This is a genomic window from Streptomyces sp. CAU 1734 (assembly GCF_039888735.1).
GTDB lineage: Bacteria > Actinomycetota > Actinomycetes > Streptomycetales > Streptomycetaceae > Streptomyces.
In genome coordinates, this window is record NZ_JBDQQP010000006.1 from 333,984 (window position 1) to 359,127 (window position 25,144).

15 protein-coding genes are annotated in these 25,144 nt (G+C 71.3%); 6 read left to right on the forward strand and 9 right to left on the reverse strand.

What is annotated here, in order from left to right:
* Positions 1 to 93 precede the first annotated feature (93 nt).
* The 3 genes from AAFN69_RS14165 to AAFN69_RS14175 form a co-directional block, all read right to left on the reverse strand.
* Positions 94 to 3,747: a LamG domain-containing protein gene (locus AAFN69_RS14165; RefSeq protein ID WP_347728804.1), complete on the reverse strand. Its 3,654-nt coding sequence runs from the start codon at positions 3,745 to 3,747 to the stop codon at positions 94 to 96.
* 32 nt (positions 3,748 to 3,779) lie between these two features.
* Complete coding sequence (locus AAFN69_RS14170; protein ID WP_347728805.1) at positions 3,780 to 5,285, reverse strand: FG-GAP repeat protein; 1,506 nt, start codon at positions 5,283 to 5,285, stop codon at positions 3,780 to 3,782.
* Positions 5,286 to 5,392: 107 nt separating this feature from the next.
* Positions 5,393 to 6,931, reverse strand: a complete 1,539-nt coding sequence (locus AAFN69_RS14175) for a VCBS repeat-containing protein (protein ID WP_347728806.1) — start codon at positions 6,929 to 6,931, stop codon at positions 5,393 to 5,395.
* 1,263 nt (positions 6,932 to 8,194) lie between these two features.
* Between AAFN69_RS14175 and AAFN69_RS14180 the strand changes: the two genes are divergently transcribed.
* Together AAFN69_RS14180 and AAFN69_RS14185 are read left to right on the forward strand one after the other, a co-directional pair.
* Entirely contained in the window at positions 8,195 to 8,590 is a 396-nt protein-coding gene (locus tag AAFN69_RS14180; RefSeq protein WP_347728807.1) for a hypothetical protein, read from the forward strand.
* Entirely contained in the window at positions 8,505 to 9,155 is a 651-nt protein-coding gene (locus tag AAFN69_RS14185) for a hypothetical protein (protein WP_347728808.1), read from the forward strand. The genes AAFN69_RS14180 and AAFN69_RS14185 overlap by 86 nt, the downstream gene beginning before the upstream one ends.
* Here the strand turns inward: AAFN69_RS14185 and AAFN69_RS14190 are convergent.
* The 5 genes from AAFN69_RS14190 to AAFN69_RS14210 all read right to left on the reverse strand — a co-directional run bounded on the left by AAFN69_RS14190 (position 9,152) and on the right by AAFN69_RS14210 (position 17,645).
* Positions 9,152 to 10,675: an aldehyde dehydrogenase family protein gene (locus tag AAFN69_RS14190; RefSeq protein ID WP_347728809.1), complete on the reverse strand. Its 1,524-nt coding sequence runs from the start codon at positions 10,673 to 10,675 to the stop codon at positions 9,152 to 9,154. The two genes, AAFN69_RS14185 and AAFN69_RS14190, sit on opposite strands and share 4 nt — an antisense overlap.
* Before the next feature lie 109 nt (positions 10,676 to 10,784).
* Positions 10,785 to 12,038 carry a GAF domain-containing protein gene (locus AAFN69_RS14195; protein WP_347728810.1) on the reverse strand — a complete coding sequence of 418 codons (1,254 nt, stop codon included), beginning with the start codon at positions 12,036 to 12,038 and terminating at the stop codon, positions 10,785 to 10,787.
* 86 nt (positions 12,039 to 12,124) lie between these two features.
* Positions 12,125 to 12,724 carry a peptidoglycan recognition family protein gene (locus tag AAFN69_RS14200; RefSeq protein ID WP_347728811.1) on the reverse strand — a complete coding sequence of 200 codons (600 nt, stop codon included), beginning with the start codon at positions 12,722 to 12,724 and terminating at the stop codon, positions 12,125 to 12,127.
* Between the two features lie 500 nt (positions 12,725 to 13,224).
* Entirely contained in the window at positions 13,225 to 14,604 is a 1,380-nt protein-coding gene (locus AAFN69_RS14205) for an SWF or SNF family helicase (protein WP_347728812.1), read from the reverse strand.
* Entirely contained in the window at positions 14,601 to 17,645 is a 3,045-nt protein-coding gene (locus AAFN69_RS14210; RefSeq protein ID WP_347728813.1) for a DEAD/DEAH box helicase, read from the reverse strand. The genes AAFN69_RS14205 and AAFN69_RS14210 overlap by 4 nt, the downstream gene beginning before the upstream one ends.
* Positions 17,646 to 18,079: 434 nt before the next feature.
* On the opposite strand from AAFN69_RS14210, the gene AAFN69_RS14215 reads away from it, so the two are divergent.
* Positions 18,080 to 19,222: an acyl-CoA desaturase gene (locus tag AAFN69_RS14215; protein ID WP_347728814.1), complete on the forward strand. Its 1,143-nt coding sequence runs from the start codon at positions 18,080 to 18,082 to the stop codon at positions 19,220 to 19,222.
* Positions 19,223 to 19,291: 69 nt separating this feature from the next.
* Positions 19,292 to 19,474 (forward strand): hypothetical protein, encoded by a 183-nt coding sequence (locus tag AAFN69_RS14220; protein WP_347728815.1) that lies wholly within the window; start codon positions 19,292 to 19,294, stop codon positions 19,472 to 19,474.
* 527 nt (positions 19,475 to 20,001) lie between these two features.
* On the opposite strand, the gene AAFN69_RS14225 is transcribed toward AAFN69_RS14220, so the two are convergent.
* On the reverse strand, positions 20,002 to 20,271 hold the full coding sequence (locus AAFN69_RS14225; protein ID WP_347728921.1) for a hypothetical protein: 270 nt from the start codon (positions 20,269 to 20,271) through the stop codon (positions 20,002 to 20,004).
* Positions 20,272 to 21,445: 1,174 nt separating this feature from the next.
* Here AAFN69_RS14225 and AAFN69_RS14230 point away from each other — a divergent pair.
* Positions 21,446 to 23,746, forward strand: a complete 2,301-nt coding sequence (locus AAFN69_RS14230) for a nitrate- and nitrite sensing domain-containing protein (RefSeq protein ID WP_347728816.1) — start codon at positions 21,446 to 21,448, stop codon at positions 23,744 to 23,746.
* Between the two features lie 891 nt (positions 23,747 to 24,637).
* Entirely contained in the window at positions 24,638 to 25,042 is a 405-nt protein-coding gene (locus tag AAFN69_RS14235) for a roadblock/LC7 domain-containing protein (RefSeq protein ID WP_347728817.1), read from the forward strand.
* The last annotated feature ends 102 nt before the right edge of the window (positions 25,043 to 25,144 follow it).

The following is a 25,144-nucleotide window of genomic DNA, read 5'->3' on the forward strand; positions in this document are numbered from 1 at the left end:
AACAGGGAAGATCTGATTCGCGAGAGGGGGGTGCAAATGGGGAACCGGGGGTGTTCCGGCCTCGCAGGAGGCCGGAACACCCCCGGAGCGCTGCTAGATGTCCGGCAGCGCCTCTGTCGCCGCCAGCTGCTTGACCGTGACGGGGTCGACCGCGCCGTTGTAGACGCGTACCTCGTCCAGGGCGCCGGCGAAGTGCTCCTTGCTGGTGCCGATCAGGGAACGGCCCACCTGGAGACCGCCCTTGGCGGTCCACAGGGTGTTGTTCCTGCCGAGCTTCAACTCGACGCCGGGCTCGCCGTCGACGTAGAGCTGGATGGTGTTGGCGAAGGCGTCGTAGACCACCGCGAGGTGCTGGCCCAAGCCTTCCGCGTTGGGCTCCTTGTGGTCGTGGACGAAGCTCCTCACCGTGGCCGTGGCCGTGTCCGAATCGGCCACCAGGAGTTCCCAGCGGCTGGGCGCGTTGCCGGCCGCGGGCCGGTAACGGACGGAGAATCGATTCGCCGCGACGCCGGGCAGGGAGAGAACGGTCTGTGCCTTGACCGGATCCAGCGAGGTGAGCTGGGCGCGGGCGGTCGCCGTGAAGCTGGTGCCGCCGGTGATCGGCACGACCGAGGTGGAGGCGTAGTCGTCGACGCCGTCGAGGGTGAGATGGCCCGCGCCGACGAGCGCCGGGGCACCGTCGCCCCACGGGTCGTCCGGTGCCTTGTGGATGGCCGCGCCGCCCGAGAGGGTCAGCGGTGCGCCGCCCTGCTTCTGGTCCGGGGAAACACCGTTCACGGCTTCGTCGAGCTGCCAGTAGCCCTTGCGGTCGGCCTTGACCGTCGTCATGGCGGCGACGTCGCCCGCAGGAAGGACCCGGTCGAAGACGCGGACCTCGGCGAGGTCACCGGCGAAGTGGTGACGGTAGCCGCTCTTGGCGATCGAGCGGCCGATCTGGAGGGCGCCGTAGGACTTCCAGACGGAACCGCGTTTGACGGTGCTCCTGAGATCGGTGTTGATGTACAGCTTCATCTCGGTGGTCTGGGCGTCGTAGACACCCGTCACCATGACCCACTGGTCCTTGGGCACGGTTACCCCGGTGGCGGCGGCCTTCCAGCCGCCGAGGGCATCGACGTCATTGACCGGAGCGGCGAACGCCCAGGACTTGGCGATGGCGTCGTACCCCAGAGTGAAACCGGGCTCGCCGGTGCCGTCCTGGCTCACCACGGTCATGTCGCGGGTGAGATCGGCCGGCCGCACCCAGGCGCTGACGCTGAAGCTCTTCGCCGTGTCGATGACGGTGTCACCGGCGTCCAGATAGGCGTCCTTCGAACCGTCGAGGTGGGCTGCCAGGTCGGCCTTTCCGCCCGGGCCCTCCCTGCCGAAGGCGACATTCGCGCCGGCATCGGCGGGGAAGTCGCCTGCTTCGTCCTGAGCGGTGGCACTGCCCTGCGCATCCGCGAGATTCCACTGAGCGGTCACCGGCCTCCCCTCGGAGACCCGGAAGACGTAGTGCCCCTTGGTGCTGTGGTTCTGGGCCTTGTCCACGGCGATGACATTGACCCAGTGGAGCCCGTCCTTGGTGGGCATCCACGACACGGTCGCGGGGCCGCCGGGCTTGGACGCGTTCACGGACTGGGCCGGGGTGGCGTCGCTGTCGAAGGCGTAGAGGTACTTCACCACGTCGCCGTCGGGGATGGAGTCGTTCGGGTTGGGCGCGAAGGTGAAGGAACCGTATTTGCCGACACCGTCGTGGTAGGTGGTGTTGGAGGGGTACTCCTTGGAGAGCACATTGGGTGAGCCGGGCCGGGCGGAGTCGAAGACGAACTCACAGCGCTGGGCGGAACCTTCGGTGCTCCACGGTCCATAGGCCTCCGAGGAGTCCATGGCCCGGGCGCTCCAGTAGACGGTGGTGTTCTCCTTGATCTTCGTGGTGGACTTCACCCGGTGGTTGATCGTGGTACCGGGGACCGGTGCCTGCCACAGAGGGGTCATTTGTGTGTATGTCCTGGCGACGCCGGACGGGTCGGTCCAGTCGACCTTGAACTCGACCTTGACCTTGTCGGTGCGGCCACTGCCGTGATCGGGGTCGCTCACGATGACCTTGAGCTCGGGGAGCTTCTCCGCGAAGGGGGCCTTGGTCCCCCAGGTGCAGATGCCACCGGGGTTCGAGGACATGTCACCGGTCTTGATCTGCCGGGGCGGATTGTTGTAGTTGACCTCCAGATGGGCGGTGCCGCACAGCCGCTTCCACTCGGCGAAGCGGGACTCGTTCGAGGCGCGCAGCCCGAGGGTGATGGTGGACCAGCCGTCATTGGCGGCCGTCTGCATCTGCTTGGTCAGCGGTCCGGTCTTCTTCGCGCTCTCAAAGCGGAGATTCGGCTGGCTGGAGCTGGTGCAGGACGTCGGCGAGATCGCCTTGTCGACGGTCTCCAGGTGGCTGTCCCACAGGCTCTCGGTGTTGGACCAGTTCGTCGACGACGTGATCGAGTGGTCCTTGCCGCCGATCCGGTAGAGCCGGATCGGCTCAGCGGTGGGGGTGGCGCTGTAGATGTGGGCGACCTTGGCCGCGAAGGTCGCGTTCAGGATCTGCTTGCCCTTGTAGAACGAGATCGGCAGGGTGAAGAGCAGACGACGCACATCGACACCGTTGCAGGAGACGGGGCTGTAGTCGGTGGGGCACTTGCCGACGCCCGTGCTCTCCGAATACTTCCAGTCCTGCTCGCTCGGCTTCCCGGACATCACACCGGTCCACGCCGTGCGCGAGCTGGTGTGCTGGATCGGGTCGATGACGACCGGGAAGACCGTGTCCTTGCCTCGCAGCAGCGTCTGGTCGGGGACCAGGGTCAGCCGGTCCCGGGCGACCTCGACTCCCAGCGGTGCGGTCCGGCCGCCACCACCGGGTCCCAGCAGAGGAGGCGCGAGAGCGGTGGACGGAGCCGCGGCGGACCGCAGGGAGCGTGCGACGGCCTTCGGGCCCGCCTTCGCCGCCGCGGCCTCCCGCACCGAGGCGGAGTCCCACATGGTGGGCTTCCCGGCCTCGAAGACGGTGCCGCCGACCGCGGAGTCCTCGGCCTTGAGAGCGCCGGATGCGTCCTCGACGACGTTCAGGCCGTCCGTCGACAGTCCGAGGTCCAGCTTCGCGACCCTCGGATCGGCCGCCGCCTCCGGTGTTTTGACGATCAGCAGATGCCCGAAACCATCGGCCTGGGCCCGCACCGTCAGGTCCACACCCGGCAGCGCGTCGGGATAGGTGGCGGTGTCACCCTCGACGACCGGCGCGGGGAGCTTTCCGTACGGCCAGGTCAGTGCCATCACGCGCCCGGCGCGCTCCATCGACACGAACGGCTTGCCGTCCCCGCCGCCGGAGAGCGACAACTCCACCGTCGCGGCCTTCGGGCCCCAGGTGCCGTCCGGCCGCTTGACGAGATTCTTGTCGATACCGACCCAGCGGCCGTCCTTCACGGTACGGATCGGGTTGGTGTACTCCCGGGCCGTGAACGACCCGTCCGGGTTGGCGAAGGTCTCGCGACGCTCCGAACGCAGCCCCAGGACCTCGACCTGCTTCCCCACGTCGGCCGCCGCGCGCAGCGCCTGGGCCTCCGTCTGCACCGGCTTGTCCGAGGCCACCGGTGCCTGATCCACCGGCTTGCCCGCGGTCGGGGAATCCGTACCGAGACCGGTCAGCCCGGTCACCGTCACAGCCCCCGCCACCACTGCGGCGATCGCCGTCCGCAGCACAACGCCGCGGGTGTTGCGTCTGGACACGCGTCTTGTCTCCGTCTCATTCATCGGCTTCATCAGCGGACCACCGCACCGAAAGCGGTGCTCCCGGCCGGGATACCGCCCTCACCGGGCCGCAGGGTCGATGTCGGCGCACCACCGGTGGCGACATTCCACGAGAAGGCATGTACGGCATGGCCCTCCACCGGGCCGTACGGCATGCCGACCCACAGGGAGTCCGGCGTCGCGCCGAGGCTCATCCCGGCGAGCCGGCCCTTGGCCGGAGTACCGGGGATTCCGTTACCGGGTTCGATCCAGTTGTCCGCGGCGCCGGGTGGGCCGACCATCGGCACGATGTGCACACCGCCCGTGTCCCGGTGTTCGTCGGAGGACTGCTTTCCGGGCACCCCGATGGCGAGACGGAAGGCACGGCTGCTGGGCAGGCCCCCCGCCGTGAGGCCGACCGCGGCGAGCCGCTGGCCGAAGAAGTCCCCGGCCTCGCTCTCCTGCTCCACATCGGTGGTGTTCTGGTCGACCCACTCCCGCTCGGTCACCTCGCCGGCCGACGAGATGTGGAAGATCTGCACAGCGCCCGCGTCCACGGTGGTGCTCAGATCCTCACCCGGTACGCCCACCGCGAGGAGTGAGCCGGCCGGCACGATGGGAAGCGGGCGGTACGGAACCATCGCCAGCGAGGTGCCGAAGCCGTCCCCCTGCTCCTCGGATCCGGAGATGTCCGGGTTGTCCTGCCCGAGACCGGCGAGCGGCTTGGGGTGGCCGGCGACCTGCTCATGGCTGAAGACGGCGACTCCGCCCGCGAAGGTGGTGGTGCCGAGCGCCTCACCGGGCGTGCCGACGGCGAAGTGGGTGGGTGAGGCGGCGAGCGACGCGCCGAACCGGTCGTTGACCTCCACGTCACCCGGAACCGCGCCGCCCGCGTCCGTCCCCTGATTGACGTGGACGACGGTCTGGGCCGTTCCGCGGATGTAGAAGAAGGCGCCCGCGTCCTCGACGGTGCCGAGCGATTCACCGGGAGATCCGATGAGCAGATACGGGGTGCCCGACGCGGTCTCGCCCGCGGCCAGCGCATAGCCGGTCCAGTCGCCCGGCTCGGCGCCTCCGGCCAGGGTGCCGCTGGCGCCCTGAAGGTGTTCCTTCGCCGCCCTGCCGGTGTTGAGGCCCGTCGTGGAGCCGTACACGATGTGCACCAGTCCGGCGTCGGCCGAGGTGCCCAGGTCCTCATGGGGGGCACCGATCGCGAGGTCGGAGCAGCCGTCCGAGTCCGCGTCGTACACGGCGAGGGCATAGCCGTACTGGTCGTCCGCCTCCGGTCCGCCCGGGATTCCGGGCGAGTCCTGGGTGAGTTCGAGGACTCCCTTGCCGCCGCCGTGGACGATGGTGACCTTTCCGGCGCGCTGATGCGTGCCGACGGTCGCCTCCGGGTCCGCGATCACCGTGTCCCGGATGCCGTCACCGTTGAAGTCGGACTCGGCGCCGGCGCATCCGGCGGCCGCGGCCGCCTGCGGTGTCAGGGGTGGGGCGGTGCTCAGCACGAGCGCCAGGACGCTCGCGGCGACGGTCATGGCGACTGCCCCGCGACCACGCCGCCGCCCGGTGCCCGGAGGTTCGTTCCGGAATCCGATGGATGGTGTTCTCAAGTGCTGAATCGTTTCTTTTGGTGATTGGGGCGTCATCGAACGACGGCGCCGAAGGTGGTGGTCCCTGCGGGAATTCCGCCCTGACCCGGCTTGAAGGTCTGAGTGGGAGCGCCGCCGTTGGCGACGTTCCAGGGGAAGCCGTGGACGCCGTGGTCGGCCGCGGGCCCGTACGGCATGCCGACGTAGAGGATGGTCCGTGTACCGGAGAGGCTCATGCCGGTGAGCTGGCCGGGCGCGGGTGTGGCGGGGATCCCGTAACCGGGGTCGATCCAGGAATCCGAGGCACCGGGCGGACCGAGCAGCGGCATGATGTGCACGCCGCCCTTGTCCCGGTGCTCGTCGGAGGACTCCTCGCCCGGTACGCCGATGGCGAGCCGGGCCGTGGCCGCCGTGGTCACCGCGGTCGGAGAGGTGTTCACGGCGAACAGCCGCTGGCCGAAGAAGTCGCCGGCCTGGCTCTCCTGCTCCACATCCGCGGTGTTCTGGTCGATCCAGTTCAGGATCGACACCCCGCCCGCGGCGGTGACGTGATAGGTCACCACGGCTCCGGCGTCCACGGTGGTGGCGATGTCCTCGCCGGGAGCCCCGACCGCGAGCAGATAGTCCGTCGCGGAGGCGGCGCCCGCCGGGCGGTACGGCGCGATGGCGATGGCGGAACCGAAACGGTCACCCGTCTCCGCCGAGATCTCGCTGCCCGGGTCGCGGTCCTGGCCCATGCCCCAGACGGGGTCGGGGATGCCGTTGGCGTTGATCGACGGCCGGAAGGCCATCACGGCACCCGTGTTGGTGTCGGTGTCCAAAGACTCGCCGGGGACGCCGACGACGAACATCTGTCCACTGGCCGCGACGGTGGTGCCCATGCGGTCGTACGCCTCGGCCGTCTCCCAGACGCCGGCGCTGTCCTGGGTGGCGGAGGCGGCCGTCAGATTGACGCCCCAGACGGCCGTCACCAGGCCGATGTCCTTCTTGGTGTCGTCGTCCTCACCGGGTACCCCGATGATCAGGTACGGATGGCCCGAGGCCGATTTGGTCGTGGCGACCGAGTAGCCGACCCAGTCCTCGGCCTCCGAGTGTTCGAAGAGAAGCCCTCCGGTGCCCTGGCGCAGACCGCGGTCCGGGGTGCCCTGGCCGATACCGGACGGAGAGCCGTAGATGACATGAACGAGACCGGCGTCGGCCACACTGCCGACATCCTCGAAGGGGATCCCGACGGCGAGATCGCTGCAACCGTCGAGATTCGCGTCGTACGCGGAGAAGGAGAACCCGAACTGGTCACCCGTCTCGGCCCCGTCGGAGACATTGGGCGTGTCCTGCGAGACCTCGACGACCCCCTTGTCGCCGCCGAGAACGACACGGATCAGCCCCGCCCGTTCCTTGCCGCCCACGGGTGCCTCGGGGTCCGCGATGGCCACATCGCGGAGCCCGTCACCGTTGAAGTCGCTGTCGACGCCGCCCGCGCAGGTGGTGGCGGCGACGGCCTGTCGCGCGGACGCCGCCCCCAGACTCGCCGAGAGCAATGCGGCCATGGCCAGGCCCGCCACGCCGGGGCGCCAGGCCCCCATTCTGAGCATCGATAAATCTCCACCTTGACCAGTAGTAATGACAGTTGGTGACTCTGGAGTGACGGAACGACAGACGCAAGAGGAGATATCCGACTTGAGGCAGTTAGGCCTGATCACGGATTCGTTACGGATCATGCTCGAATGTGTGCAGTCCGCTCGCAGGTGGACGAATGCACCGAGTCGCTCCCTTCGTGTGCATCCCGACGAGTGACCTATCGTCAAATGCCTGTTCAGAGGCCCTGTTGTGGCGAAAAGGTGCTTACTTCTCATGTCGCCTATGAGGTATCGGACCCTGTGAAATGCTCGGCTTCGATCGAGGTTCTTGAGAGTGCCCCCTGAGCCAACACTCGTCCGCTGTCAGTCCACTTGTACGGAAGAGGTGTCCATCGCCCTTCGCTCGAAGCCCTGTTGGTCGCTTTGGGCGTGCCGAATCATCGGAAGGGCCGGCTCGGATCCGGAACCTGTCGAGGATGGTCAAGCCGTGGACAAATCCTGTCCTCGAGGTGCTGTCCGGGCCCCGGGGGCGCGATGCTTCAGGGGAGGTGAAGAAGTCGCGACCGTGTTACCGTTCCGTGGGTTTGAGCGGCGATCGATAACTTGGTTCACCGGAGAGTCGGGAGCTTGGCCGTGTTGCCGCCCGAGTATCGGCGACATGCCGCAATCACGGATCCGTGGCTCCGCGAAGAATCGGACGGCGTTCGAAGGCCACCCGCCGACTCTGACGTCTCGAACGGATCCGAGTCGGCGTCGTCCCGGTTCGCTGATCATCACGGCATCGGACGGATGGTTGGGAACGGGCGGCGCCGACCCCCGGCCCCGGGACGGGCGCCCCCGCCGGTGCCCCCGGCGGCATCCGCACGGGCACGGACACCGGAGGACACCCGGGCACGGACAGCGGGTTTCGCGGAACCCTCCCCGGGACCCGGCAACTTCCCGGCCGCTGACGCGACCCGTGCGCACGCGCACCCACCGGCCCGACCGCGGCCGTCGGCGCGGACCCCGCTGTTCCGGACCGGGGAAACGGGCGGACCATGCTCTTCCGCGTACTCGGACGACTCGAAGTGTCCGACGGCACGGCCGTGATCCTGGGGCGAGAACCGCCGGCTCGTCGTCCTCTCCGTGCTGCTCGCCGATGTGGGCCGCAGTGTCTCCGTGAACGGACCGTGGAGGCGGTCGGGAACGGGCACCCGCCGGACACGGGTCGTCGCGCATCTGCGGCCTGCACGGGCACGTCGGCCTCGGCAAGACCGCGCCGGCCACGTCGCCCACCAGGTGCGCGACCAGTTCCCGGACGGGCAGCTCTTCGCCGATCCGCACAGTTTCGAGCGCGATTCCACGAGCACCGCCGAGGGACTGGCGGGATTCCTGCGGGCGCACGGCGTCCCCGACCACCGGATTCCGGTGGACCTCTCCGAATGGGCCGCGCAGTACCGCAGCCTGCTGAGCGGACGCCGCATGCTCGTGGTGCTGGACGATGTGCGCACCGCCGTCTCGGTCCGGCCACTGCCCGGCGGGCCCGGCACGAACAACGAACCGCCCGGCCGGGCCCGACTGGGACGCCCGCATGCGCACCATCAGCGAGATGCAGCCCGACATCACCAAGTGGTTCGACCACGATGTGCGGACCCGCGCGGTCAACGACACGGCTGCACCATCACCCGCCGCTGACACTGGCACCAGACTCAATGGACAGGGCAGCAAGCTACGCAGGGTGAGTGGTGGTGGCACTACGGCCCGACGGCCGCATCCTCCGCAACGCCAAAGGCACTACATCGACGCCTCCGCCTACGGAATTACGCGGAACCGCGCCCGCGAAGCCGCCCTCACCCTCGACGAACACACCCTCGAACTCGCCGAACGGCCCTACGACCTCCGGCACGCCGGCATCTCCTTCTGGCTCGCCTCCGGCGTCGACCCCGCCGAATGCGCACGCCGCGCCGGACAGAGCATCCAGGTTTCCTTCCGCCACTACGCAAAATTCCTGGCCGAGACACGTGATCACGCCGACCGGCTCATCGAGGCCTCCACGCGGCGCTGGGAGGGCGCCTCGGAGACCGATAAGGGCGAGTTACGGGCTACTGGCCCGGGAATACCCCGGAACAGCTGGTCCGAGGTGGGATACAGGTGGGAGGGATCGGGAGTAAAGCTGAATTTCGACTCACTTCTCAGAAGTGCATCGCAAAGGGCGCCTGTCAGGGAAAACCCCTGGTCAGGCGCCCTTATTGACGCCTAGAAGAAGCCCAGCTTCTTCGGCGAATACGACACGAGCAAGTTTTTCGTCTGCTGATAATGCTCCAGCATCATCCGGTGCGTCTCGCGCCCGATGCCCGACTGCTTGTACCCGCCGAAGGCCGCATGGGCCGGATAGGCGTGATAGCAGTTCGTCCAGACCCGTCCCGCCTGGATGGCCCGGCCCGCCCGGTAGGCGGTGTTGATGTCGCGGGTCCACACACCCGCGCCCAGCCCGTACAGGGTGTCGTTCGCGGTCTTCAGGGCGTCGTCGAAGTCCGCGAACGAGGTGACCGCGACCACCGGGCCGAAGATCTCCTCCTGGAAGATCCGCATCCGGTTGTCGCCCTCGAAGATCGTCGGCTGGACGTAGTAACCGCCCGCCATGTCACCGTCGTACGTGATCTGCTGCCCGCCGGTCAGCACCTTCGCCCCCTCCTGACGGCCGATGTCCAGATAGGAGAGGATTTTCTGCAGCTGGTCGTTGGATGCCTGTGCGCCGATCATCGTCTCGGTGTCCAGCGGATGGCCGGGCACGATCTGCTCGGTGCGGGCGACGGCCGCCGCCAGGAAGTCGCTGTAGTGGCCCTGCTGGATCAGCGCACGCGACGGACAGGTGCACACCTCGCCCTGGTTGAGGGCGAACATGGTGAAGCCTTCGAGGGCCTTGTCCAGGAAGTCGTCATGGGCCGCCGACACATCGTCGAAGAAGATGTTCGGCGACTTGCCGCCCAGTTCCAGCGTGACCGGTTTGATGTTCTCGGAGGCGTACTGCATGATCAGCCGCCCCGTGGTGGTCTCACCGGTGAAGGCGATCTTGCCGACGCGCGGACTGGACGCGAGGGGTTTGCCCGCCTCCACGCCGAAGCCGTTGACGATGTTGAGGACTCCGTCCGGCAGCAGGTCGGCGACCAGGCTCAGCCAGAAGTGGATGGACGCCGGGGTCTGTTCGGCGGGTTTGAGGACGACCGCGTTGCCCGCCGCCAGGGCGGGGGCCAGCTTCCAGGTCGCCATCAGGATCGGGAAGTTCCACGGGATGATCTGGCCGACCACGCCCAGCGGCTCGTGGAAGTGGTAGGCGATCGTGTCGTCGTCGAGCTCGCTGAGCGTGCCCTCCTGGGCCCGCAGCGCGCCGGCGAAGTAGCGGAAGTGGTCGATGGCGAGGGGAATGTCCGCGGCCAGCGTCTCCCGTACCGGCTTGCCGTTCTCCCAGCTCTCGGCGACGGCCAGCTCCTCCAGATTCGCCTCCATCCGGTCGGCGATCCGCAGCAGCACGCCGGCCCGTTCGCCGGGTGGGGTGCGGCCCCAGGCGGGGGCGGCGGCATGGGCCGCGTCCAGGGCGAGTTCGACGTCCTCGGCGGTGCCGCGGGCGATCTCGGTGAAGGGCCTGCCGTCGACCGGGCTCGGGTTCTCGAAGTACTGGCCCCTGGCCGGGGGCACATAGGCGCCGCCGATCCAGTGGTCGTAGCGGGGCTGATACGAGACGATCGCGCCTTCACTGCCCGGCGCTGCGTATCGGGACATCTCCAGGGCCTCCCGGTGAGGACGCCGCCCGCCGTTGGACGGCATTCACCGGGAGGCTAGGAGGCCGTACGTTGCAGAGGAGTTGCACACGGTGAGGGCGGCGGGACGGTCAGGAGCGCTGCCAGCTGTCGAGCTCATGGACCCGGGCCAGCGCGGAGGGGCGCTGCGCCGCGGGAAGCACCGAGGCCAGCGCCCGCCACACCGGCAGATCGTCCTCTCCCCAGGAGCTGTACGCCCAGTCCGCGAGCAGGCCCGGATCCGCGCGGGCGATCAGCGCCGCCCGCAGCTGGTCGGCCAGCCGCTGCCGCATCCGTACCACCGCCGGTGCCCGGGAGACGGGCAGGAGCGGGCCGGCGTACGCGCTCAGTGCCCAGGTCACCGCCCCCGACGCCAGCCGCCGGACCACCGTGTCGAAGTCCGCGTCGACCCCGGCGGCGATCCGGTACGGGCGGGAGCGCAGCAGCTCGGGCCCGAGCAGCGCGCGCAGCCGGTGCAGTTCGGCCCGCAGGGTGACCGGGGTGACGGACTCGTCCTCGTACAGCTCTGTGAGGAGTTCCTCGCCGCCCACCCCCTCGGAGTGCTGGGCCAGCAGAAAGACGATCTCGCTGTGACGCCGGCTCAGCCGCAGCGTGCGTCCGCCCGAATGCAGCAGCGCCTCGTCCCGTCCGAGCGCGCTGAGCCGTACTCTCCGGGTGTCCGGGGGAGGGGCGAGCAGGGCCAGCTGGGACTCGGCCGCTCGGGCGACCGCGCCGACGAACGCCAGGCTGTGCGGATGGGCGAGCCGGTTGCCGCCGGAGATGTCCACCGCGCCGATGACCCGGCCGCTGGCCGGATCGTGAATCGGGGCCGCCGCGCAGGTCCATTCCTGGACGGAACGGCGGAAGTGCTCGGCCGTGAAGACCTGGACGGGCCGGTCGACGGTGATCGCCGTGCCGGGGGCGTTGGTCCCCGCCGCGGTCTCCGCCCAGCGGGCGCCCGGCACGAAGTTCATCGCGTCCGCCTTGCGCCTGGTTCCGGCCGGTCCCTCCACCCACAGGAGCCGCCCATGCGCGTCGCAGACGGCCACCAGATGGTCGCCGTCCCTGGCGTACGCGTCGGTCAGCTCTCTGACCAGCGGCATCACCCGGGCCAGCGGGTGTTCCTCGCGGTAGGCGGTCACCGCGTCCTCGTCCAGTTCGATGCCGGCCGTACCGTCCGGGCAGACCCTGGCCCGGACCGAGCGGCGCCAGGACTCGGCCACCACGGAACGCACCGGCCGTTCGACCCGGCCCGCGGTCAGATAGGTGCTGTGCGCCCTGCGCAGCTCGGCCATCCGCTCGCCGGGGTCGGCGCCGGGTTCCAGGGCCACCCATGCGTCGGTCATGTCGGCCTCCCCGGCCCTCATCGTGGCGCGGCCGGCCGGGCGCGGCAACCACGCGCACCCGGCCGGCGGCGGCGGTCACCGCGGTGTCAGGCGAAGTTGACGAGGCGGATGTAGCGGGTCCAGTCCCAGTGGGGGCCGGGGTCGGAGTGGGTGGCGCCGGGAACCTCGTTGTGACCGATGATGTGCGCGCGGTCCCTGGGGATGCCGTACCGGTCGCAGATCGCCGCGGTGAGCGCCGCCGACGCTTCGTAGAGCGCGTCGGTGAAGTACTCGGGCCGGTCCACCCAGCCCTCGTGCTCGATTCCCACACTGCGTGTGTTGTACGTCCAGTTCCCCGCATGCCAGCCGACATCCCGCTCGCGCACGCACTGCGCCACCTCGCCGTCGGACGAACGGACCAGATAGTGCGCCGACACCTTCCGCGCGGGGTTCCGGAAGATCGCCACGGTGTCGGCGAAGGTCTCCTGGGTGACATGGATGACGACACGGTCGACACGGTAGGACGACGGACGGCTGGAGGCGGTGAGATTGGACGACGAGGCGGGCAGCCATCGCGCTGACGGATAGTCGGTGCCGGCCTTGAACAGCGGCGCCGGGCCGTCGTGGGCACGGGCGTCCGCGCTGGGCGGCAGTACGGTGGCGGCCGCGGTGGCGGCCGCGCCCCGGAGCAGACTTCTGCGGTCCATGGACCTCTCCTGGTGGGGGTCGGGCGGAAACCGGGGGTGGCGCTTCCGGGGTCCAGGGCGGTGGCCGGAGGTCCTGTCCGGTGTCCGGGTGGCTCCTGTGGAGCGGTGCGGGAGGCCGACAGCATCTCCTGCCGGCGGCCCTGTGTCGGGGATGTCGGTGCGGTGGCGGCGCTGGTGTCGGCCCTCGGCCGGTGCCGCCGCCCGGCCGGCGTCGCCTCGGCCGGTGCTCCCCTGTTCCCTCTCGCGGTGTTCCCTCTCGACCGGGGGAGATGACCCTCACGCTACGGCTTCCGGCGCCGGACGGGGGCGGGTTCGCGGCGATTCGGCGTGATTCCACCCTCATGGAGCGGGGCGATATTGACAGCCGGCGGAGGGGTGGTATCAGGGGGGCGCCCGTGCTGTCCGTACCGTGCCGCGCCGCGCGACGCCGGCCGCCCGGGCCCTCGCCCGCACCGCCGGCCGCGCCGGACTCCCGGTGGAGCCCGGCACGGCCGGTTCGGTCAGCCGGCTTCCGTACCCAGCGCACCCGCGAGGGCCGCGCCCGGGTCGGGGTCGGCCGGGCCAGCGGGGGTCCAGCGGCCCTGCTCCCTGCGGTACGGCCACCAGCGGCCGTCCGGTCCGACGCGCAGCTGTGCCTCCGCGCCCACCACGGTCCAGCGCCCCGCCCCGGCCGTCCGCAGCCGGGGCCGGTCCCCGGACTCCCAGGCCCGTTCCAGTGCGGACGCGGCCCGGGCCAGCGCCTCCGGGTCCGGTGCCCACTCCTCGTCGTACACGGCGAGCCCCGCCGCACCGCCCGCGCGCCAGGCCCGTACCGCGGACTCCAGCTCGGCCCGCCGTCCGCCCGTACCGCCCGCCAGCCGGCCGGTGATCACCGGTCCGGGGGCGGCAGCCGCCAGCCGGACCGTGTCCTGGCGCGGGGTCGGTTCCCGCTCCGCCGGCTGCCGTTCATGGCCGGCGGAGAGCGCCGCCAGCAGCATCCGGCGGGCCCGTGCCGCGGCGTCCGAGGCCAGGAACTCCAGGGCGTCCGGGTCGATACCGGGCGGCGGGCCGGTCTCGGTGTCCAGCGCCGGAGGCCGGCCCGGCTCGTCGGGGACCGGCGGGGGAGCGGGCAGCGGCGGGAGGATGTCCGCCGCCGCGAACGCCTCATCGGCCCGTACGCCCTCCCGCGCGGGCTCCCGGCCGTCCGTGCCGGTGCCGCCGCCGGCCCTCGCCGCCCGGGCGCTGCTGCGCGTCTGCAGTTCGTCGAGGAGCCGGCGTTCGCCCCGGCCCCGCATCAGCAGCAGGACGAAGGGGTCCTGATCGAGCAGCCGGGCCACCGCGTAGCAGAGCGCCGCCGTGTGCGGGCAGAGATCCCAGGCGCCGCAGTCGCACTCCGGCTCCAGATCACCGATGCCGGGGAGCAGTTCGACACCGGCGCTCGCCGCGTCCTCGACCAGATGGGGCGGCATCTCCCGGTCCAGCAGCGCGGCGATGTGCGCCGCGCGGTCCACCGCCATGTCCAGGAACCGGTCCCACGCCGCGTCGGTGAGCTCGGTCAGCAGCACATCGCAGCGCCGGCCGCTGCCGTCCCGGTCCCGGACCACGGCGGTGACCCGGCCGGGGCGCACCGACACCGCGCCGACCGCCCCGGCCCGTGCCTGACGCCGTCCCCTGGCCAGCTGGTCGCCGTCGAGCGCGGTGTCCTCCAGCGCCCGGACCCAGGTGCGGCCCCACCAGCTGGCGGCGAATCCCCGGCCGTGCAGCGGCGCCGGCGCGGCGAACGTCCGCACCTCGGTACCGGTACCGGTACCGGTACCGGTACCGCTGTCGCCGTCGTTGTCGTACGCGTCGGCCTCCTCGGCCTCGTACGGGTCCCGGTACAGCTCGTCTCCGTCGTTCATCGTGTTGTGCCGCCCCCTCGCAGCTCCACCAGATCGGCCAGTTCGGCATCGGTCAGTTCGGTCAGCGCGGCCTCGCCGCCGGTGCCGAGGACCGCGTCCGCCAGTTCCCGTTTGCGGATGAGCATGTCGGCGATCCGGTCCTCGATGGTGCCCTCGGCGATCAGCCGGTGGACCTGCACCGGCTGCGTCTGGCCGATGCGGTACGCACGGTCGGTGGCCTGCGCCTCCACGGCCGGGTTCCACCAGCGGTCGAAGTGCACGACATGACCGGCGCGGGTGAGGTTCAGACCCGTGCCGGCGGCCTTGAGCGAGAGCAGGAAGACCGGGATCTCGCCGTCCTGGAAACGGTTCACCATCGACTCCCGCTCGGGTACCGGGGTACCGCCGTGCAGGAACTGGGTGCGGATACCGCGATCCGCCAGATGCCGCTCCAGCAGCCGCGCCATCTGTACGTACTGGGTGAAGACCAGCACGCTCGCGTCCTCCGCGACAATGGTGTCCAGGAGTTCGTCGAGGAGTTCGAGCTTGCCCGAGCGGTCCGCGACGACCGGGTTCTCCTCCTTGAGGTACTGCGCCGGATGGTTGCAGATCTGCTTGAGCGAGGTGAGCAGCTTCATCACCAGACCGCGCCGCTCCATTCCGTCCGATTCCGCGATCGCGGCGAGTGTCTCGCGCACCACCGCCTCGTACAGTCCGGCCTGTTCGGGGGTGAGGGAGACGGCCCGGTCGGTCTCGGTCTTCGGGGGCAGCTCGGGTGCGATACCCGGGTCGGACTTGCGCCGGCGCAACAGGAACGGGCCGATCAGCGACGCCAGCCGCCGGGCCGCCGCGGGATCGGTGCCGCCCTCCACCGCCTGCGCCCAGCGGGAGCGGAAGGTGCCCAGCCGGCCGAGGAGCCCGGGGGTGGTCCAGTCGAGGATCGCCCACAGCTCGGAGAGGTTGTTCTCCACCGGAGTGCCGCTCAGCGCGACCCGCGCTCGCGCCGGGATCTCGCGCAGCCGGCGGGCGGTCGCCGAGTACGGGTTCTTCACGTGCTGTGCCTCGTCGGCGACCACCATGCCCCAGGCGACCCCGCCGAGCCGGCCGGCGTCGAGCCGCATCGTGCCGTAGGTGGTGAGCACCACCTCGCCGCCGGCGAGCGAGTCCAGTTCGCGGGTGGAGCCGTGGAATCTGCGCACGGGCGTGCCCGGGGCGAACTTCGCGAACTCCCGCTGCCAGTTGCCCATCAGGGAGGTGGGACAGACGACCAGGGTGGGGCCGGCCGCCGCGTCATCGGTCTGCCGGTGCAGATGGAGGGCGATGACGGTGATGGTCTTGCCGAGCCCCATGTCGTCGGCGAGACAGCCGCCGAGGCCGAGGGAGGTCATCCGGTGCAGCCAGTTGAGGCCCCGGAGCTGGTAGTCGCGGAGGGTCGCGGTGAGGGCGGCGGGCTGCCCGATCGCGGGGGTGCCGCCCTCGGGGCCGGCGAGCCGGTCGCGGAGCCGGGCCACCCAGCCGGAGGCGTCCACATCGACCCGGCGGCCGTCCACCTCCGCCGAACCGGTCAGTACGGCGCCGAGCGCGTCGACGGGCGTGAGGGTGTGGTCGCGGTGGTCGCGGGCGCGCCGGGCCTCCTCCGGGTCGATGAGCACCCACTGGTCGCGGAGGCGGACCAGCGGCCGCTTGGCCTCGGCGAGCCGGTCCAGTTCGGCACGGGTCAGCGGGTGGTCGCCGAGCGCGAACCGCCAGCTGAAGGTGAGCATCGCCTCCGCCGAGAGAAAGGAGGGGAGGCCGGACTCGTCCCGGCGGGTGGTGTCGTTCTCGGGCGGGCCGATCACGGCACGGGCGGTGAGACGGCCGGTCAGTTCCCTGGGCCAGTGCACCTGGACGCCGCAGGCCGCGAGCGTTCGCGCCGCCTCGCCGAGGAGTTCGCCGATCTCCTCGTCGGCGAGTTCCAGTGCGTCCGGCACGGCGGCGTGGAGGAGCGGGGTGAGGGGGGTCCAGGCGCGGGCGGCCCGGCGCAGCGCCAGCAGGGCGTCCATCCGGGCGCGCGGGCCGAAGGCGCCGCCGGTGCGGTCCTCGCCCGCCCAGACGTCGGCGGCGTCCGCGATCACGGACGGGTCGCTGACGCTGTGCATCTGGAGTACGGCGCGGAAGGCCGGCTCGGCCGGCGCCGCGTGTCCGTGCGGTGCCTCGTCCTCGTGGTGGATGTCCGCGGTGTGCGGAGTGCCGGTGTCGTGAGGGGTGCCGGTCTCGTCCGCGGTCGTGTTCCCGGCGAGCAGCTCGATTCGGAGGGAGAGCCGTACGCCGGCGTCATGGCCCGCCGCGATGTCGGCGGCCCACCCCGCCGCGTCCGGGAGACGCTGCGGTGCGGAGGCGGTGAACGCCGGGCCGCCCGCGGCGACGGCGGCTGCCGGAGTGCGCGGCAGGGTGTCCGCCACCGCGTCGAGGAATGACCTCAGCAGCCGCTCCGGTTCGGGCAGCAGTACGGGGTCGGTGCCCTCCAGCGGGACGGCGTGGGCGGTGGGCGGCATCGAGGCCGCGAGGGTGCGGACGCGCTCCAGATCCGCCGGGCTCAGCGGGCCCGTGCGCCAGGAGTCGTGGCCGCCGGGGGAGAGTCCGGGCAGCAGCAGTCCGCGCGCGGCCAGCTGCAGGGCCAGGACGGCGGCGGTGCCCCAGAAGGCGGCGGAGGGGGAGACCGTGTCTCCGGCCGCGGCGGTGTCCTCGCCGTCCCGGCCATGCTCCCCGCCGGCCTGCCCGGACTCGCGAATGTCCTTGGCGTGGAGGCCGTCGGTTCGGGCCCGGCCGCCGTCCTGCCCTTGGCCATCGGTTCGGGCCCGGGCGGAGGTGCGCGCTCGGGCGGCGGCTCGGGTGAGCACCGGCAGAGCGTCTCCGACCGGCATGAACAGGGCGGGCACGGTGTGCGGACGCAGATCGCCCCGGATGACGGTCAGGCTTCCGCTGTCTTCCGGGAGGGGGCCGCCGGCTTCCGGGAGAGGGGCGCCGTCCGGATCCCAGAAGGCGACATGGCCCGTGCGGGCCGGGTCGCCGGGCAGGAACACCGCGCGGAGGTGCGCCAGGGGAGGGGTGGGGCGGGGGGAGGAGGGTGCGTGATGGTGAGTGTCAGGGGAGGGCGTTGCCGCGGGGGGCCGGTGCACAGCGATGACGCATTCCTCAAATTTGACTAGTTTGGATGTGAGGTCGCCGAGGGTACCCGAAAGCCTCCCCCGGGGCTGCCTCGGGTTCTGTGATTCGACTCACGTACTGCTCCGGGTGACTTGATCGGCCACTCTGCGGGGACACGAGGGTGAGGCCGGCACCACCCGCATGCACCGGCTCACCCGCCTCCGGGTCCGGGTGCTGGCCCCATGGTCCGGCCGAATCCATCTCTCTACGTTTTCTCAGGTCAGCGCGGTTGCGTCGACGCGCCGACGCCTGCTCGGCCCAGAGACCGGAGAATGTCATGCCTTGGACCAGTGTCGCTCCCGTGGATCCCTTGCCCGGAAGGAGGAGCGGGGGTGCCGGGGCTGCCGTTGTTGCCGGGGACTTCGAGGCCCCCGGGGGTTTCGGGGGCCTCGGGGGCTCCACGGGCACCGGGAGCGCCGGAAACCCCGGGAGCGAGTTCGCTCCGCTGCTCCGGACGGTCCGGGAACAGGGGCTGCTGGCCCACCGCACCGGCTGGTACGCGCTCGGGATCACCGCGAACCTTCTCGGTATCACAGCGGTGATCACCGGCATGGCTCTCCTCGGCGGCTCCTGGTGGGTTCTGCTGCTCGCCGTGCCGCTCGCGGTGTTCTCCGCCCGGGCCGGGTTCTACGCGCATGACGCCGGGCACTCCCAGGTCGCCCCGGACCGGCGCGCCAATCGCGTCATCCAGCTCGGCCACTCGAATCTGCTCCTCGGGGTGAGCCAGGAGTGGTGGAACGACAAGCACAACCGCCACCACGCCAACCCCAACCACACGGAGAAGGATCCGGACGTCGCCGCCGACGTGCTGGTGTTCACCCAGGGGCAGGCGGCCGGACGCGGTCGGCTCACCCGCCATCAGGCGTGGTTGTTCTTCCCGCTCACCACCCTGGAGGCCATTGTCCTCAAGGTGCACGGCGCCCGGGCCGTGATCTCCAGGAACGGGCCCTGCCGCTCGGTGCGGGCGCGGGCCGTGGAGGGTGCGCTGCTCCTCGCTCACACCCTGGGGTACGCCGCGCTGCTCCTCACCACCATGCCGCCGGGCCGGGCCCTGGTCTTCGGGGCACTCCACCAGATGCTCCTCGGCCTTCACCTCGGCATGGCGTTCGCCCCCAACCACAAGGGCATGGCCATGCCCGACCCGCGGAGCGCGCAGCGCTGGGGGCATCTGCGCCGCCAGGTTCTGACCTCCCGCAACATCCGCCGCGGGGCCCTCACGGATTGGTTCCTCGGCGGACTGAACTACCAGATCGAGCACCATCTCTTCCCGAGCATGCCGCGCCCTCACCTCCGGCTCGCCCAGCCCCTGGTGCGCGCGCACTGCCGTGCCCTCTCGGTGCCGTACACCGAGACCGGATTCGCCGAGTCCTACCGGCAGGCGCTCGCCCATCTGCACGAGGTGGGCGAACCGCTCCGGGCGGATCGCGCACGCGGCACGGCGCGGGGCGCATAGTGGAACTGTGCGGCGTCGCCGTACGTTCCAGGGGCAGGAACGGCCACGGCCGTGCAAGGAGGCGTCGAAATGTCGACACGTACAAAGCTCGTCATAGGCGGAGTGGCCGTCGGTCTGCTCCTGATGCCGCTGATCGGTTTCTGGCTGTCACTGCTGGTCGTACTCGGAGTGCCCGCGGTGGCGTATCTGATGCTCGACCCCGCCCAGCGCCGCCGGCTGCGCAGGGTCTCCCGCAAGGAGATCGGCCGCTGACACCCGTCCTCCCGGCTCCGCCGCCCCGCCCCGCGCCGCAGGTGTGAAGGGGCCGGGCGGCGGAGCCGGGAGGCATGTGAGCCGTGGGACGACCCGCCGCCGGGAGAGGAGCCGCGCCCCACGCGCGGCGCGGGTCAGGGCGTCGGCGGGGACGGGCCACGACCCGGTCGCGGACGTCGTTGACGTCCGCGCGCCGCGCACATGCTCCCGCCGCCGGGACTGCGCACCCGGGATCACGCCGCCGAGCGCACGGGCGGTCACGCCGATGCCGGCAGCGGGGCGGTCAGCACATGGAGCGCGTCCTCCGCGCCGCCGCTCTCCGGTTGCCCTCATACGGCTCCTTGCCCTCATACGGTTTGCCCTCAACGGTCCTCCGCGTGCACGGGCACCCGCAGGTTCTCCCTGTTCCGCACCGCGAACGGCCCCGGGCTGTGACCGCGCCGGGTCGGCCCGGTCGGCACACCCCGACCAGTGAGTGAGCAGGAATCCGGGACCCGCTGTCCGGGCGAATCCGCCGGTACGGGAAGTCAGGCGGCGGGCAGCCCGAGGAGGTCCCGTGCCACATTCCGGGGAGAGTCGTCCCGTTCCCGCGCGAGCGTGAGAATCGCCCGGCACGCCAGCTCATTTATCCCGAAGGAGAGTGCCTCCGGGGAAACCCAGCCGGATGCGGTGTCCATCTGATCCTGATCGTCCTCCACATAGCCGGATACATAGGACGCGGCTGCCTCGAACAGGTTGTGCTGCCGATGCCGGGATGGCACGGGCGCCCCGGCGGGGGCCTGCTCCGGGCGGCGTATGAGGAAGTCGCGGAACTTGCGGTACCTGCTGGGCTTGCCGGACAACGGACCACCTTCCACGGGGCGGTTCTCACACACCGCCGGTCTGCGGGCTTGCTCACCTGGTCTCTCTATTCCCCTCCCCGGCCGCCTTCAGGCCGCTTTCGGAGCCCGGCCCGGCTCGCCCCGCCCGGAGCCCCCACCGTGTGCCGCCCTGCCCAGCCCGCCCCGCGGCTCCGACCGATTCCGCCGAGTCGGTGAAGCCCGGGCCCGGACGGGGCCTTCGATGCGGGACCCGGGCGGGGGCTCGCAGCCGCCCGGTGACACCCGCGACCTCGCGATGGGCATGTTTGAGCGCGGCACGATCTTTCTGGAACATCTCTCTGTCATATTCCACCCTTTCTGCATCGCTCTCCCGGAGTGCGCCCTCCGCGCGGCTAGCGTGCCTGAACCATGGGACATCCCAACCTCGCCTTCGCGCCCTCCTCCGCACCCGCGCGCCGCTGTTCACCACGGCGGCGCCTCCGGCCACCCGGGGAGGGCCGGGCCGCGGGTGACCTCCCGGTGTGAGCGGCCGCATGGCCACCCGGAGCCGGCCGCTGCACCGGATGCGACTCCTGCGGCCGGACCCCCGCGCACCACCGCCGACCGCGAGAGCCCGCGACACCGCCCGCCGAGCCCGGCCCGTCCCTCGCCACCGCTGAGAAGGCCGCCGCACCTGCCCGCTCCCGCTCGGTGATCCCACTCCCGGTCGCTCCGGCACCTCGGCCGCACAGGGCCGTCCCCGCCGTCTCCCATCACTCCTCCCAGTCATGCGCCAGTCGTGCGCTCGCAAGTCGTCCGACGCGCTCGGACGCCGAATCCGGAACGAGAGGCCATGTGTTCACCCCGTCGCGGTCAGGGCTCCCGCCAGCACCTCATCCCTCCCATACCCTCGCCTCCTCCTCCGCTGTCCGCGCCGCCGGCGCCGCTGCCCCTCGCACATCCGGCCCCGCCCGCCCGGCCGGTCCGGGGCCGCCGTGCCCACGCGGGACGGCCGGCGGTTGAACACACCGGTCAATTACCGGACGGTGATCACCTGTCGTCCGGCGGAACGGCAGGGGACGGGCTGTCCCGGATCCGCGCCCGCGCCCGTGTCCGCCGTCGCTCCGTCGCTCTGCCGGTCATCCGTGCCAGAACTCTCTCCCTTCTGATGGTGCCCACCCTCTCTCTGCTCGTTCTCTGGGGTCTCACGGCTGTTCCCCTCGCTCAGGACGTCGTGCGACTGCACCGGCTTCACCTGCTCGACCACCGGATCGGCGAGCCCACCGCGGCGGCGGTCGCCGCCCTGCAGACCGAGCGGCGCGCGGCGGTGCGCCAGGTGGCGTCCCCTTCCGCCGAGCGCGCCGCCGCCCTCCGGAAGAACGCGAACAGGACGGACGAGATCCTGCGTGCGCTCGGAACCATTCGGTCCAGGGCCGCCGGCGCGGAGACGCTTCCCGCCACCCTGAAGCGCCGGGTCGAGCGGTTCGTCGCCCGCGCGGAGGGGCTGCGCGGGCTCCGGGCCGCCGTCCTGGGGCACAGGGCGGCATGGAACGTGGTCCATGAGCAGTACACGTTGGTGATCGCCGATGCCTTCGACGTCTCGGGCGCGCTCGCCACGACACGTGACACCGGACCCGCCTCCGGTACACGTGTCCTGGCGGAGTTCGCCCGAGCCGGCGAGATGCTCGCTCAGGAGGACGCGCTCCTCGGCTCGGCTCGTCTCGGCAAGCCCGCCGCCGCCCAACGGCTGCGGCTGTTCACCGGAGCCGCGGCGACCCGCAGGACTTTCACCGTAGCCGCCGCGGCCGGCCTCCGGGAGCCCGAGCGGACAGCTTGGCGAGAGTTCGCCAACAGTTCCGCGTACCGCCGTCTCGAGGCAGCCGAGGACAGGATTCTCGCCGCTCCCGAGGGCCGGACGGCGGGCGGCACCATGCCCGCCGCCGGCTGGGACACGGCGCGTACCGAGGTGGGCGATGCCATGCGTTCCGTCGAAGCCGCCACACAGCGCTCCGCGGCGGATCGCTCCCGGCCGGTGGAGGACGGCATCCTCACCCCGTCCGGGATCGCCGTTCTTCTCGGAGCGGCCCTCTTGGCGGTCTCCCTCCTCATCTGCTTCCGCGCCGTCCGCGATCCGCTCCCCGGGGCTGTCGGCCCGCTGAGCACGGGTTCCGGATTCCCGGGCCGGAGGCCACCCGAGGCAGTGGGCGCCCTCCGCGCGGGGAGGGAATCCGGCACCCGGCCCGGGACCTCCGTCCCTTCCCCGGCGCCCGGCGCGACGAGCCGTACTCGCGAACCGGCCGCCGCCGGGGCCGCTTCCGGGCCGTACGCCATCGAGGCCGGGCCGTACGCCCCCGGGCGCCCCGGGCTGCCCGGAGTCCACCCGGATGCCGTCGCCGATCTCGCACTCCGGGGCCATGCACTGGTTCAGCGTCAACTGACCCTGCTCGATGACCTGGAGCGATGTGCGATGTCCCCGAGTGAGCTCGGAGAGCTGTTCCGGCTCGACCATCTCGCCACGCGGATCCGGCGCCACGCCGAGAGTGCCGTACTGCTCTCGGGGGTTGGGCCCGGCCGGACCTGGCGTGGTCCCATCCCGCTGACCAGCGTCGTCTGGGCGGCCGTTTCGGAGATCGAGGAGTACGCGCGCGTCGAGACCCACGAACTGCCCGAGGCCGCCGTCGAAGGGTCGGCCGTCGCGGGTGTCACTCACCTGCTGGCGGAACTCATGGAGAACGCGGCCCGGTTCTCACCACCCCACACCAAGGTGCGGGTCAGCGGTGAATCCGTCGCCAACGGCTACCTCCTGAGGATCGAGGACCGGGGGCCCGGCATGGGTCACAAGCGCATGGAGGAGGCCAATCGCCGCCTCGCGGAGTCCAGGACACCCGGACACGCACCCGGTGATCCGCTCGGTCTGTTCGTGGCCGGCCGGCTCGGCGCGCTCCTCGGCGTCCGGGTCCGGCTGCGATCCTCCGCGTACGGCGGTACCAGCGCCCTGGTGCTGCTGCCCGCCGCGCTTCTCGGCACCGCGGCGCCATTGCCCGGCTCCGCGGTGCCCGCGTCCGGTCGCCCCGCGCCGCTCCCGGTGCGCGAGCCGGGCAGCGCGATCCGCGGCCCCCTGCCGGTGCGGGCCGCCGCCGTTCCTTCCGCGCTCCGGGCGCGGCCGGCCGGGTCCACGTCCGCCGGCGATGACCCGGCGACGCCGTACGGCCCGCCGTTCCGGCCGGCCGACGGGGTGCCACGCCCCGCGACACGGACTCACCCCGCCGAGCGGCTCCCGGCGCCTCCGGCGTTCGCCCCGCGGTCCGTCGATTCCGGGCCCGGCGAGGCAACCGTGGAGCACGCGCGCGCCGGCAACCGGGACTGCCGTACGCGCGGGGCCGGCACGGCTCCGGGCATGTCCGAGGCGGGAGTCCGCGAGAAGCCGCGCGATGGATTCCGCTCCGCCGGTACCGACGGGGAATCCGTGTGACGGACGGTGACGACGGCCCGCGACACTCGGCGCCGGCCGGCGGGCCGGTACCGATGACCGGGACGGAATGAGGACGGTGCTCACGGCGGCGGTCCGTCGCGGGTTCTTCGGGGCACCGCGACGGGCGGGTGGGGTGTGCCCGGTCCGTCGCGGGCCGCGGAAAACATCCGGAACGCCGGGCGCGGCGAATCGCCGTGGAGACCCGGGGAGCGGGGAACGGAGACCCCGGAGGCGCCTGTCTGGAGAACCGCAGGAATCCCACCTCTTGGTGAGAATGACGATATCCGGGAGATTTGGCGTGTTGGGATCATGTTTGCGGGCATGGGATCCGCGAAATTCGGCCAGGTGCGCATCGAGTGACCGGTCGGCCGCCTCGCATGACGGACGGGGCGGGGAGATCGGAACGGAACCGTCATTCACCGTGTTGTCATGGATTTCCTGGTGATCAGCGCCTACCGCGGAGTTTCCGGCGGCTTATCCGGGTCTTCGGCGGTGCGGTGTCGCTCATTCCGCGGGGATGAACTGTCCTGGTCCGCCGGGTGATTGCATCCGGCGGCCGGACGCCCTTGGGGGCACGGGATTCCCGCATCGCCGGTTCCGGGAGTCCGCCGTTCCTCCGTACCGGCTCCCGCCCCGGGGTTTCCGCCGGCGCGCACACGCAACGCCGTGTGCTGATTTCACGGACGCGGGTGCGGATCACGGAGCATCCGCCGGGAGCCGACGGGTGATCCGAATCCGGGAGGAATTGCCGATACGCCCTGCTGAATATGCCAATTGAAAGTACAGCCGATGATCGGCGGACCGGTGGAGGGGGTTGCACCTTGCCCTGCCGTCCCGGGTGCGAAAGGCTTACGGCAACACGGGGAACGCATGAGCGGGGAGGGACCAACCATGCCGCTGGACAAAGGACTCGACTGGCTGCTCGACGATCTGACCAAGCGGATCGAGCACATCAGGCATGCACTGGTGCTGTCCAATGACGGCCTGGTCACAGGAGCCAGTACCGGACTGGCCCGCGAGGACGCCGAACATCTCGCCGCGGTCTCCTCCGGCCTCCACTCACTGGCCCGGGGCTCCGGGCGTCACTTCCGCGCCGGCCGGGCGCGCCAGACCATGGTCGAGTTCGACGAGGCCCTGCTCTTCGTCACCGCCGCCGGCGAGGGAAGCTGCCTCTGCGTGCTGAGCGAGGCCGAGGCGGATGTCGGGCAGGTCGCCTATGAGATGACCCTGATGGTCAACCGGGTGGGCGAGCATCTGGGCGTCGCCGCCAGAAAGCCGGGGGTGAGTCGCCACTGACCAGCGGAAACCGTTGATCGCCCGGAGCCGCTCCGGGGGTGGTTCGCCGAGTTGTCCACAGGCCCTGCCGAGTGTCACTGTGCGGAGTTATGGTCGTCACCG

Bases quoted from the DNA above. Each gene is read 5' to 3' on its own strand.
- AAFN69_RS14195 (WP_347728810.1), bottom strand. From the start codon at position 12,038: ATGACCGACGCATGGGTGGCCCTGGAACCCGGCGCCGACCCCGGCGAG.
- AAFN69_RS14220 (WP_347728815.1), top strand. From the start codon at position 19,292: ATGTCGACACGTACAAAGCTCGTCATAGGCGGAGTGGCCGTCGGTCTG.
- AAFN69_RS14185 (WP_347728808.1), top strand. From the start codon at position 8,505: ATGCAGCCCGACATCACCAAGTGGTTCGACCACGATGTGCGGACCCGC.
- AAFN69_RS14200 (WP_347728811.1), bottom strand. From the start codon at position 12,724: ATGGACCGCAGAAGTCTGCTCCGGGGCGCGGCCGCCACCGCGGCCGCC.
- AAFN69_RS14190 (WP_347728809.1), bottom strand. From the start codon at position 10,675: ATGTCCCGATACGCAGCGCCGGGCAGTGAAGGCGCGATCGTCTCGTAT.
- AAFN69_RS14170 (WP_347728805.1), bottom strand. From the start codon at position 5,285: ATGACCGTCGCCGCGAGCGTCCTGGCGCTCGTGCTGAGCACCGCCCCA.
- AAFN69_RS14175 (WP_347728806.1), bottom strand. From the start codon at position 6,931: ATGCTCAGAATGGGGGCCTGGCGCCCCGGCGTGGCGGGCCTGGCCATG.
- AAFN69_RS14235 (WP_347728817.1), top strand. From the start codon at position 24,638: ATGCCGCTGGACAAAGGACTCGACTGGCTGCTCGACGATCTGACCAAG.
- AAFN69_RS14205 (WP_347728812.1), bottom strand. From the start codon at position 14,604: ATGAACGACGGAGACGAGCTGTACCGGGACCCGTACGAGGCCGAGGAG.